Origin of the sequence: Lactococcus lactis (assembly GCF_029023865.1) — a bacterium.
Classification (GTDB): Bacteria; Bacillota; Bacilli; order Lactobacillales; family Streptococcaceae; genus Lactococcus; species Lactococcus lactis.
In genome coordinates, this window is the sequence record NZ_CP118969.1 from 1,266,031 (window position 1) to 1,278,522 (window position 12,492).

General features: G+C 32.7%; 8 protein-coding genes. 1 reads left to right on the forward strand and 7 read right to left on the reverse strand.

Annotated features, from left to right (window positions below; all coding sequences use genetic code 11):
- Positions 1-43: 43 nt before the first annotated feature.
- Positions 44-946 (reverse strand): WaaS/CpsH family glycosyltransferase, encoded by a 903-nt coding sequence (locus PYW37_RS06390; RefSeq protein ID WP_023189226.1) that lies wholly within the window; start codon positions 944-946, stop codon positions 44-46.
- A gap of 237 nt (positions 947-1,183) precedes the next feature.
- On the opposite strand from PYW37_RS06390, the gene PYW37_RS06395 reads away from it, so the two are divergent.
- Positions 1,184-2,659, forward strand: coding sequence for an alpha-amylase (locus PYW37_RS06395; RefSeq protein WP_025017085.1), 1,476 nt, complete (start codon positions 1,184-1,186; stop codon positions 2,657-2,659).
- 60 nt (positions 2,660-2,719) lie between these two features.
- On the opposite strand, the gene PYW37_RS06400 is transcribed toward PYW37_RS06395, so the two are convergent.
- The 6 genes from PYW37_RS06400 to mgtA form a co-directional block, all read right to left on the reverse strand.
- Positions 2,720-3,820 carry a lactate oxidase gene (locus tag PYW37_RS06400; protein ID WP_025017086.1) on the reverse strand — a complete coding sequence of 367 codons (1,101 nt, stop codon included), beginning with the start codon at positions 3,818-3,820 and terminating at the stop codon, positions 2,720-2,722.
- A 285-nt stretch (positions 3,821-4,105) separates the two neighbouring features.
- Complete coding sequence (locus tag PYW37_RS06405) at positions 4,106-5,128, reverse strand: 3-deoxy-7-phosphoheptulonate synthase (protein WP_025017087.1); 1,023 nt, start codon at positions 5,126-5,128, stop codon at positions 4,106-4,108.
- A 363-nt stretch (positions 5,129-5,491) separates the two neighbouring features.
- Entirely contained in the window at positions 5,492-6,343 is an 852-nt protein-coding gene (gene metF / locus PYW37_RS06410; protein WP_021723445.1) for a methylenetetrahydrofolate reductase [NAD(P)H], read from the reverse strand.
- Entirely contained in the window at positions 6,333-8,606 is a 2,274-nt protein-coding gene (metE, locus tag PYW37_RS06415) for a 5-methyltetrahydropteroyltriglutamate--homocysteine S-methyltransferase (RefSeq protein WP_023189221.1), read from the reverse strand. The genes metF and metE overlap by 11 nt, the downstream gene beginning before the upstream one ends.
- 155 nt (positions 8,607-8,761) lie before the next feature.
- Positions 8,762-9,415: a metal-dependent transcriptional regulator gene (locus tag PYW37_RS06420; protein ID WP_025017088.1), complete on the reverse strand. Its 654-nt coding sequence runs from the start codon at positions 9,413-9,415 to the stop codon at positions 8,762-8,764.
- 93 nt (positions 9,416-9,508) lie between these two features.
- Positions 9,509-12,241: a magnesium-translocating P-type ATPase gene (mgtA, locus tag PYW37_RS06425; RefSeq protein WP_025017089.1), complete on the reverse strand. Its 2,733-nt coding sequence runs from the start codon at positions 12,239-12,241 to the stop codon at positions 9,509-9,511.
- Positions 12,242-12,492 lie beyond the last annotated feature (251 nt).

The window sequence follows — 12,492 nt, forward strand, 5'->3', positions numbered from 1 at the left end:
TTTATTTATTTTGATTTGGTCATTAGTAATTTTGCTGAACATTTTAACCATCCAGTAAACTATCACGATATTCAATATTCAGTAATTCCTTTTCAGGAAATAAGAATCTGTCAAACCAGTTTTGGCTTTCAAAAAAATTGATTTTATCATGTTCTAGCGGATGATAGTCTTTTTCCAAAAAATTAGATAAGTTCTCTATTGAGTCCTCTCCTAAAATAAAAATATTATCTGGATGATAAAATAGGTAATGCTTGATGGCTTTATTTGTTGTAACTAATTTTTTCTTAAAGAAAATAGCCTCCATTGTTCTCAAGGTCAAACCTGTCTGGTTTTCTTGCATAATTTCAAGAATACCATTACTGTTAATTAAGAACTCTAAAAATTTTGGATAGGGTAAATATCCTTTATTTTTAAAACCTTTTTCTCCATTAATGATATAAAGTAATATTGAAATATCTAAACTGGCACATTTATCTAAAATAACATGTGCAAGTTGAGTTCTTCCTTTATCATTTCCTCCAAAAAACAAATCATAATCTGGTATTTGAAGAGGTAAATTTATACAAGGAGTATAAAAAGTAGAATTATGATAGAGCCCATATTTTTTTGCTTCAATAGGGTCAAAACTATAGTAGGAATCAATTACTCCTATTTCTCTAGAGGTATGTAGCAAATCAATATATTTTTGAGTCAAATGATTCCAAAAAAATAGAATCATCTTTGCCTCGGTAAAATCCTTTATAATATTAGGATAGTTAGCTTTAAAACCAGAATCTAAAAATATAATAAGCTGATAACGGGCAAGCCGATGCTTTCCCAAATCACTTTTTATAAAATGGACTAATCGGCGTCCTGAAATTACATCAATATTATCTAAGGTATCGAAAAAATAAAGATGTGCATTTTTAGCTACTAAGAGTATTTTACTGTAAGAAATTTCTTTCATGTTCTAACTCCTTTCAATTCAGTATAATTTCATTGTATGATTAAATTTCAGAATATTCAAAAATATCGTCTTACAAAAAATACATTCACCAATGATGATAGTATTATATTTTTGAATATTCTAATTAATTCTAAAACATTCTGCTGTCCTTCAGATTCCTTTTTGTGTATACTAATTATTAATAGCGCTAGTTTTTAGAAAAGAATTGTATCAATTTGAAAAAGGAGAAATGATTTTATGAAAACAATCCTTCAAGCTTTTGAATGGTATTTACCCTCAGATTCTCAGCACTGGAATAATATAAAAGAGAATATTCCTGACTTAGGAAAGTTAGGATTTTCAGGATTGTGGTTACCTCCAGCTTCCAAGGCAGCTTCTGGAGTTGAAGATGTTGGTTATGGGACCTATGATTTATTCGACTTAGGGGAATTTGATCAAAAAGGGACAATTCCTACAAAATATGGGACTAAAGATGAATATCTTGATTTAATTAATACACTACACCACAACAATATTGAAGTGTATGCGGATATCGTTTTTAATCACATGATGGGTGCTGATGAAACAGAAACTATTGAAGCTGATATTAAAGCAGAAGATAATCATCTTCATAACATCGAAAATAATAAAACTGTTGAAGTTTGGACCAAATTTACATTTCCTGGAAGACAAGGAAAATACGACAATTATATATGGACCTGGCACAACTTTACGGGAATTGATTATGATGAAAGGAAAAATCAAGAAGAAATTCTTGAATTTGAAGGACATGAATGGGATGAGAATGTAGATTCAGAGAATAATAATTTTGATTATTTAATGGGGGCTGATCTTGATTTTAGTGTTTCGGAAACGGTTGAACAACTTGAAAAATGGGGACATTGGTTTTCAGAAATGACAAAAATTGATGGTTTTCGATTAGATGCAATTAAACATATTGATTTCAAATATTTTGATAAATGGCTTGAGCAGAGAGCAAAGCAATTGGATAGAAAACTTTTTATTGTTGGCGAGTACTGGTCTGATGATCTTGGCAAATTAGAGTATTATCTAGAACAATCCAGTGATAGAATACAATTATTTGATGTACCACTACATTTTAATATGAAAGAAGCCTCTTCAACCAATGGAGAATTTGATATGCGTACTCTTTTTGATCACACACTCACTGCCTGCCAGCCAGAACTCTCGGTCACTTTTGTTGATAACCATGATACTCAAGAAGGACAGGCTCTTCAATCTTGGATTCCAGCTTGGTTTAAAGAGCACGCTTATAGCTTAATTTTACTTCGAAAAAAAGGAACTCCTACTGTCTTTTGGGGAGATTTATATGGAATACCCTCACATAATGTTAATCCTGTAGGTGATAACTTAAGAACTATGATAGCATTACGTAAGGACTCTGAGTTTTTAAGGGAAAATGATTATTTTGATCATCCTGATATTATTGGATGGACAAATATTTTAAAAATAGATAATAAGGAATATGGATTATCATGTATTTTAACTAATAAAAATGGTGGCTCAAAATATATGATAATTGATAAGGCGTATGCAGGTAAAGTTTATATAGATTTATTTGGAAGACACGAAATACCTATTACGCTGGATCAAAATGGTGGAGCTGAATTTTACGTCAATGATGGAAGTGTTTCGGTTTGGGTAGATAAGGAAATTGTTTCAAAAATTGATCAAATGAACTTTCAAAACTAACTATTTTATCAAATAGGATAAAAAAAGTACCTCTAATAAGGTACTTTTTTATTTGAACTATTAGTCAATCAATGAGGTATGTTTGATTTCTTCAATATTTTTTGTTCCAGCAAGTTGCATAGTAATACTTAGCTCTTTGCTTAAGTGTTCAAAAACAGATTGAACGACTTTGGCTCCCCCTAAATTCAAACCATAAAGAACTGGACGACCTACCGCAACAACATCTGCTCCTTGTGCTAAAGCTTTGAAGACATGTTCCCCACGTCTAACTCCACTGTCAAAAACAATAGGAACTCGATGATTAACACTTTTAGCGATGAGGGGTAGGACATCAATTGAAGCAGGGCCTCCATCTAATTGTCGTCCCCCATGATTTGAAACCCAGATACCGTCTGCCCCAGCGTTAATGGCATCATCTGCATCAATAGGAGATTGGACCCCCTTAACAATTACAGGAAGATTAGTTATTTTTTTAATTTTTTGAATATCTTCTAAAACAAGACCTTGTTTTGCTGCTGCATAAATTTCGCTTATTCCTTTGCCCGTTCCATCACTTTCTGAAAAAGCAGCTAGATTTGGCATTGGTAAAGGAAATTGGAAATGATTGACAATGTCTTCTTCTCTATAGCCACCTAATGTTGAATCAGCGGTTAAAATAATTGCCTTAACTCCAGCTGATACAGCTTTTTTCAAAAGAAATTCATTAAATTTATCATCTTTACTCATGTATAATTGGAAAAATTGCGGTGCACCTGGTGCTGCTTTTGCGACGTCTTCCACTGATGTACTTCCGTAAGTACTAATTGAAAAGATTGAGCCAACTTCAGCCATCGCTTTAGCAGTTGCAACTTCTCCTTCTTCATGAGCAAGGCCTTGGGCGGCAACTGGTGCTTGGATTATTGGTGTTTTTAGTTTTATACCAAAGAGTGAGGTACTTAAATCTGCAGAATCAATTCCTCTTAATACTCGAGGCATAATTTGTTTTTTGTTAAATGCTGATGTATTTTCATTCAGTGTCCACTCATCTTCAGAGCCACCACGAATATAGCCAAAGGCACCTTTATTTCCCGCAGCCTCCATACTTTGTTTCACTTTACCTTCAAGTGATTTAACATTTACAATTTCTAACGCTTTGTTTTCAGTACTAGTTTTATAAGTCATCTTAGTTCTCCTATTTTTTGTAAAGTTTACATCTGTAGATGATAAATACATTATACATCTTATTTTTAAAAAATACACAAATGAAAGATTTATTTTTTTATAAACTAAAACTTATATAAAAAGATAAATTAAAAAAGTAGCAAAACTACTCTTTTATATTATTATTTTAAAAGGTGGTACGATAAGGTTTGGTTCTTTACTTTTGATAGAAAAATTCATTTTCTATCTGAACAGAATATGAAAATATTCTATTAAGTTTCTCACTCATCCCTTCTCATTTTACAATCACGAATTATAAATTTCATTAATAAGTTCTTCTGTTTTATCCCAACCCAAACATGGGTCAATGATTGATTTTCCAAATACTTCTGGTTTGTCTTGACGACCGTCTTCAAGATATGATTCAATCATAAATCCTCTGACATATTTATGAATTTGTTCATCCCAATTACGATTGACTAATGTTTGACGAACAATTCTTATTTGTTCCATATACTTCTTCCCAGAGTTATCATGATTAGTATCAATAACAATAAATGGATTTTGTAAGCCCATTTTTTCGTATATTTCGATACTTTCAAGAAGATTATCTGTATAGTAATTTGGATGGTTTTTACCATTTTCATCTTGTCCACCACGAAGGATGGCATGAGCTAATGGATTTCCTGATGTTTCTACTTCAGCATTCCCAAATAGAAAATCTTGAGATTGTTGGGCTGCATACATTCCATTAAACATAACTTTTAAATTCCCTGATGTCGGGTTTTTCATTCCTGTTGGGGCATCTATTCCTGAAGCAACAAAGCGATGTTGTTGATTTTCAACTGAGCGAGCGCCAACTGCATAGTAACTTACTAAGTCATCAACTAATGGTAGATTTTCTGGGTATAGCATCTCATCTGCTGTAGTCAGACCAGTTTCAGTAATTACTTTATAGTGAAGGTCACGAACCATTTTTATCCCATTGATAAGGTCTGTATGTCCATCTGCATCAGGTTCGTGAATGAGGCCTTTATAGCCATCTCCGTTTGTCCGCGGTTTTGCAGTATAAACACGCATCACAATAAAAATTTTATCTTCTATTTCTTTTTGAAGTTTTGACAATCTGTGAGCATATTCTAGAACTGCAGCTTCATTATCCGATGAGCAGGGGCCAATGACTAAGAGGATTCTATCGTCTTCACCCTTAATTATCGCTTCAAGTTCCTTATCACGTTTTTCTTTCTTTTCTCGTTGCTCATCATTTAAATGATTTAGCTCTTTTACATCTTTAATGTTAATTTTGTTACTGAGTTCTTTAAAAGTCATCTTTTACCTTTTTTCTATAGTTTTTTAGTAAAAATACTTAATAATATTTTACTTGCAATAAATTTTTTCTATTTTACTTTTTATGTGCCTCCTTTATAATAAAAAAAGACGTCCCAGGGGACGTCTTCTTTATCCCCTAGATGATTAACGAACATCAAAGAGGACCCACATTTTATTAGCCAAAAACTAATGTGGATCATTCATAAAGAAAAAATAAAATTTTTTAAAGTTGTTAATCATTTTGGAACCTCGATATTTAATATTATTAGTTAGTATAATTAAAATTTTTTGATTTGTCAATTATTTATCTATTTTTTCTTAATTTTATTTCAAAATTTCATTTTACATAACTTTTATTATGTATCAAACGGTAAATAAAGAAGAAATTGAAGCATGGATGGAGTGTGCTGTATTTGCATTATTCATCGTATAGAGGTGAATTCCAGCAACATCCTCTGTTACTAAATCAACGATTTGATCGATGGCGTAAGCAATTCCAGCATCCCTTAAAGCGATAGGGTTATGTTCATATTTTTCGAGTATTCTAATAAATTTTGCTGGTAATGGCGTATTACAATTTTTTAATAGACGAAGAATTTGATTTCGATTGATTACTGGCATTATTCCAGCGAATATTGGAGTATTTATCTCAGCAATTGCACACCGTTCTTGAAAATCATAAAAACTATCATTATCAAAAAATAGTTGCGTGATTAATCTGTCACAACCAGCATCTACTTTTTCTTTCAGATAATGAAAATCACTCACTCGATTTACTGATTCGGGATGAATATCGGGATAGCAAGCACCTAAAACTTCAAAACTATCATCATAATCTTTGATAAATTTAACCAAATCACTTGCAAATCTAAAATCATCTTTCATCGGTTCATCGCTGATATCACCTCTTAAAGCAAGAATTTTTTTGATTTGTTTATCTTTTAACCGTTCCAAAATTTCGATCACTTGAGCTTTATCTAAATAAGCGGCAGGTAAATGAGCAACCGCTGGAATATCTAGTGTATTGTTTACATAATCAGCAAACTTTATAGTTGTATCTCCAATATTATCATAATTATTGTTACTACAAGTTACACTGATAAAATCTGGCGAGAGAGTTCTTAGGCTATCCAAGGTCTTTACCAAGTTGGTACTTCCAATTTGAGTTGTAGATGGAAAAACTTCAAAAGAAAGAATTTTGGAATTACTTGTCATATTCAACCTTTTCCTTTCTTAACACCCTAGTTGCCTCAACTAAGTGTCTTAAACTAGGAATGGTTTCGGCATTACCACGTGTTTTAAGACCACAATCAGGATTTACCCAAACTTGTTCAATTGGTAATTTGGCCAATATTTTTTCTAATTGATTTTGTATTTCTTTTACGCTAGGTATTCGTGGAGAATGAATATCATAGACTCCAGGTCCAACCAAAGTTTTAAAATGGTGAGCTTTCAATGCATCGATAATTGATAGCTCACTTCTACTTGCTTCAAAAGAAATTACATCAGCATCCATTGCGTCAATTGATGGAATAATATCTTCAAATTCAGAATAACACATATGCGTGTGAATTTGCGTTTCCGGTTTTACTTTAGAGTGAACTAAACGAAAGGCAGGGATTGCCCAATCTAGATATTCTTTATACCAATCACTTTTGCGAAGTGGTAACTTTTCTCTCAAAGCTGCCTCATCAATTTGAATAATCTTAATGCCAGCTTTTTCTAAGTCAAGAACTTCTTCTTGAACAGCTAATGCCAATTGCAAAGTACTTGCTTTTAACGAAATATCTTCTCGCGGAAAAGACCAATTTAGAATCGTTACAGGACCTGTCAGCATTCCTTTTACTGGTTTAGATGTTTGAGATTGAGCATAGGCTGACCAACGGACGGTTATCGCTTCTGGTCTAGTGACATCAGCCCACACGATTGGAGGTTTGACACAACGTGTTCCGTAAGATTGAACCCATGCTTTTTGAGTAAAAACATAACCTTCTAACATTTCTCCAAAATACTCTACCATGTCATTTCGTTCAAATTCACCATGGACTAAAACGTCTAATCCAATATCTTCTTGGAGTTTAAGACATTCTTTTATTTTTTCTTCTAAGAATGTGTCATAATCTGCTTGGCTTAATTCTCCTCGCTTATTTTGTAGCCGAACTTTTCTCACTTCTGCCGTTTGAGGAAATGAACCGATGGTTGTGGTTGGTAAAAGTGGTAAATTAAGCGATTGAGATTGACTTGCTCGTCTTTCCACTAGTGACGGTCGTCTAGTAAAGTCTTTTTCTGTTAATTTATCAAGTTTTTGCTTAAGTTTAGTATTTTCACGAACTCTGTCATTTTCAAAAAGTTCGATATTCTTCTTCAAAAAAGGAGTGTTTTTATTAAAATAAATATCGGAAATTTCATCAATTTCTTTTAATTTTTCTGTGGCAAATGAAAAGTGTTTAAGGATTTCTTTTGATAATTTAGTTTCGTTTTTAACTGTTACCGGAACATGTTGTAAAGAGCAGCTTGTATTAATTACGATATCTGCTACTGCATCTAACGCGGTTAGTAGCTCAAGTGTCTTTTGATAATTATTACGCCAAATATTTTTTCCATTTACTAGTCCTGCAAAAAGTATTTTCTCTTTGGGAAAACCGTATTTTTGAATAAGAGCTAAAGAATCTCTTCCTTCTATAAAATCAAGACCAATACCATCAAAATCAAGCTTTACTATTTCTTTATAGCTATCACGAACATCTCCAAAATATGTTTGAAGAAGTATCTTAAGGTTGTTTTTACTCTTAAGTAGTTCTTCATAAATACTCGCAAATAATTTTTTTTCTTCTTCAGTTTGGTCTAAAACAAGTGCTGGTTCTTCAATCTGTAACCATTCTACTCCTAGTTGATTAAGTTCTTTTAGTAGTGTTTGAAAAGCTACAATAACATCATATAATACTGTATCTTTTGTGGCTCCTGACTTGTAATCTGCTAAAACTAAAAATGTATATGGGCCAATAATTGTTGGTCTGGTTTCAAATCCAGCAGATTTTGCTTCCTTATATTCATTTAATAATTTTGAAAAATTTGCTTTAATAATCGTATCTTTGTTAATTTCTGGAACTAAATAATGATAGTTTGTATTAAACCATTTTTTCATTGGTCTTGCTTTTACGTCATTTTGTTCATCTTGGAAACCACGCGCTAATGCAAATAAAGTATCTAGTTCATTTAATTCTAAATTTTTATAAGACTCTGGAATTGCACCAAGAGCAATTGATAAATCTAAGGTTTGGTCATAGAAAGAAAAGTCATTGGAAATAGGTGAGTCAATTCCAGCTTCTTCTTGACTTTTCCAATTTTCCAACCGAATTTCTTTGGCTACTTTTTGTAATTCTTCTTCTGTAATTTCTTTACGAAAATATTTTTCAAGAGCAAATTTTAATTCACGGTTTGAACCGATACGTGGGAAAGCAATAATTGATTTTTTCATAGTCATAGTCTCCAATTTTTAATAGGTCTATCTTATCAAATTTAATAAAACTTTAATAATACATTTTTAATATGATGACCTATAGTTTAAAACTATATGAAAACTCAAAAATAAAAAGTCCAAATAAATTTCTTGGACTTTTAGTGTATCTTATCTTATCTTCTATGCATGAGATGAATTTTAGATTGTAAAAATGGTGGGATTACAATTGAACTTTCTCGATCTTCTTTAATAATTATTGATTTATCTTCTAATTTATCGATTACTTTAATAAGATGTGGAAGAGAAATTTCTAATTTTTTGAAAAAGTTTTTTCCTTCTTCTTCTATAGTAGTAACGTGGTAAGTCTGATCAACTTGTGCTTCATCAAGTGTGAGTTCCACTTCATTTTTCAGCCAAAATGATTCTGTAGGAATTTCTGAGCCGTGAGGGTCAGTTGCTGGATAGCCCATCAGGACATACAGAGATTCAATCAACCTTGGTGATGAAGCATGTTCTAAATTTTCGGCTTCATCGTGCACTTCCTCCATTGTATATCCAACCTTCTCAAAAAGAAAAGTTTCCCAGACCCTATGACTTTTTAAAATAAATCTCGCTTCGTGATTTCCTAAGTCTGTAAGTGATACCCCATAATAAGGTTTATGAATAACAAGTTCTTTTTTGGCTAATCGTTTAATCATTTCAGTGGCGCTTGGTGATGATACTGATAATTTTTGAGCAATGGCATTAATACTAACAGATCCATTATTTTCATTTTTTAGGCTATATATTGCCTTTAGATAGTCTTGTTCATTTTTTGATGTTTTCATTTTTTTACCTTACTTTTCTTGATTTAATTATAGCATAGACTATACCAAAGTAAAATAAAAGTGGGATAAATTATCACCACTTTTATTTTTTATTTAAAGTAATTCACCGTATTTTGAAACAAATATTTTTTTAAATATGGTGACAAGCATCATATACATCACTACTGTTAAAATTAGCCATGGGAAAAAGTTAATTGGTAAAGCCATTAAACCAATTGAATCTCCAAAGCTTGTGAATGGAATGATTGTGAGTCCAATGATTCCCATGAAAGTTAAGATTGTTAATGGAGCCGAAGCACGACTTTGTAAAAATGGAATTTTAGGAGTACGAATCATATGGATAACCAAGGTTTGAGTCCACATTGATTCAACAAACCAGCCAGTATGGAAGAGCGCGATAAATCCAATATATGCTGTACTTCCAGGAACAAGAGAGCTAAATGGTCCAAATGTTGCTGGACAAATCACAAAGAACATTAGGAGATAAGTTGTAATATCGAATACGGAACTTGTTGGGCCAATCCACAACATGAATTTACTTACAGAACTTGCATCCCATTTTCTTGGAACAACCAAATATTCTTCATCGACATTATCCCAAGGAATAGCGGTACAAGAGAAATCATAGATTAAATTAAGTAAGAGAATATGAATAGATAACATTGGAATAAATGGTAAAAATGCACTAGCGATTAGAACTGAGAACATATTACCAAAATTAGAGCTTGCTGTCATTTTTATATACTTAATCATGTTAGCATAGGTTTTTCTTCCTTCAATAATTCCTTTTTCAAGAACCATTAAATCTTTTTCTAACAAAATTACATCAGCTGACTCTTTGGCAATATCTACAGCACTATCTACTGAAATTCCAACGTCAGATGATTTCATTGCTGCTGCGTCATTAATACCATCTCCCATATAGCCGACACTATTGCCTGAATTTCTAAGTGTTGTTACTATTCTGGCTTTTTGTTGAGGTGATAACTTAGCAAAAACAGAAGCTTCCTTGGCAACCTTTGCCAATTCATTATCATCTAATTGGTCGATATCAGAACCTAAAATAGTTTTATCAACTGGAAGTCCTACTTGTTTGCAAACTGAACGAGTAACTTTATCGTTATCACCAGTCAAGATTTTAACTGATACCCCATATTTATTGAGTGCTTTGATTGCTTTTGCTGTAGATTCTTTGGGTGGATCAAGAAAGGCAAGATAACCCATTAACACCATTTCAGATTCATCTTGAACCGAGAATGTATCTACTGGTGAAGGATTTGTTTTTTGAGCGACTAAAATCACGCGCATTCCTTCTTCGTTAAGTTCATCAACTTTTTTCAGAATGTATGCTCTGAGTTCAGGAGTTAAATGAACAACATTTCCCTTATCTTCGACTAAAGTACAGATGTCTAACATTTCTTCAGCTGCACCTTTAGTAATCATTTGCGTTTTTGAAGTCGCTCCATTAGTATTGCTTTTTACTACAACACTCATCCGACGTCTTTCAAAATCAAAAGGAATTTCATCAACTTTTGTATATTTACTACTTAGACCACCCAGTTCAGGATTTTTATCTTGCTTGGCTTCGGCTCCTTCGATAATTGCCAAATCCATTAAATTCTTTAAACCAGTTTGGTAGTAACTATTCAAAAATCCATGTCTTAATACTCGAATATTTTCTTGCCCATGAATATCTAAATGACGCATTAATACTACTTTATCTTGTGTTAATGTTCCAGTTTTATCAGTGCAGAGAATATTCATTGAACCTAGATTTTGAATAGAATTTAGGTTCTTGATGATTGTTTTTTCTTTTGACATTGTGACTGCACCTTTTGCTAGGCAAGTTGTCACAATCATTGGTAACATTTCTGGTGTTAAACCAACAGCAACTGCTAAAGCAAATAGTGCAGCTTCCATCCAATCACCTTTAGTGAAACCATTGATCAATAAGACAAATGGAACCATAACTAACATAAAGCGAATAAGGACCCATGAAACTGAGTTAACGCCTTTTTCAAAAGTTGTTTTAGTTGAGTCTTCGGTTACACTTTTTGCCATTTCACCAAAAATGGTCGCATCTCCAGTTGCAATTACAACTCCATAAGCACTACCAGAAATGACATTTGAACCCATGAAGGCTAGGTTTACTGACTCTGTGATTGAATCATCTTTTTCATCAGTAGCTAAATCTAGTTTTTCTACTGGTTCGCTTTCACCAGTTAAAGAGGCTTGGCTGATAAATAAGTCTTTTGCTTGAATAATCCTAAGGTCTGCTGGAACCATGTCTCCAGCTGATAGATGGATAATATCGCCTACGAGAACTTCTTCAATAGGAATCTCTTGACTTCCTGATTCTAATCTATGAACGTTTGTCGTCGTCGTAATCATTTTTAAGAGATTCTCAGCAGCATTTCCACTTCTAGTCTCTTGAACGAAACGCAGAATTCCTGAGATTAAAACCATTGTAGTAATGATAATGAGTCCTTGGGGATTTTTCTCACCAGGAGCTGCTAAGATAATATCCGTAAAAGCTGAAACTAATGCTAAGACAAACAATATAATGGTAAAAGGATTGATGAACGCTTGATAAAGCCGTTTAATAAGTGAAGTTTTTTTACCACGCGTAATCGTATTATCTCCATATTGTTCACGAGAGATCTCTACTTGTTCTTCACTTAATCCTTTATTTGATGTTTTAAATTTTTGAAATAGCTCCTCTTTTGTAGAAGTTTTTGCAAATTCTAATCTTGCATTTATTTCATTGTTATCTACAAATGTTGTAGCTCTTTTTGTGTTTTCGAGTGTTTTTCTAATTTTTTTCATTGGTCTGTACCTCATATTCTATAATATTTTTGTGTGTACAGTCCCAAACGTTAGGCACTTTAAAGAAGGTGATAAAAACGGAAAGCTGCTCTTATCACGTTAAATATCTGCGGCCTATCAGGCTCGGGACTATTAATACTCTGGGATTCCATTTCCGTTTTCACCTCCTTTTTAAATATAAAAAAACCTTGCCTACAAAACTTAAACGTAGGCAAGGGAATAATTCCAAAAAAGATACCACTACTATAGAG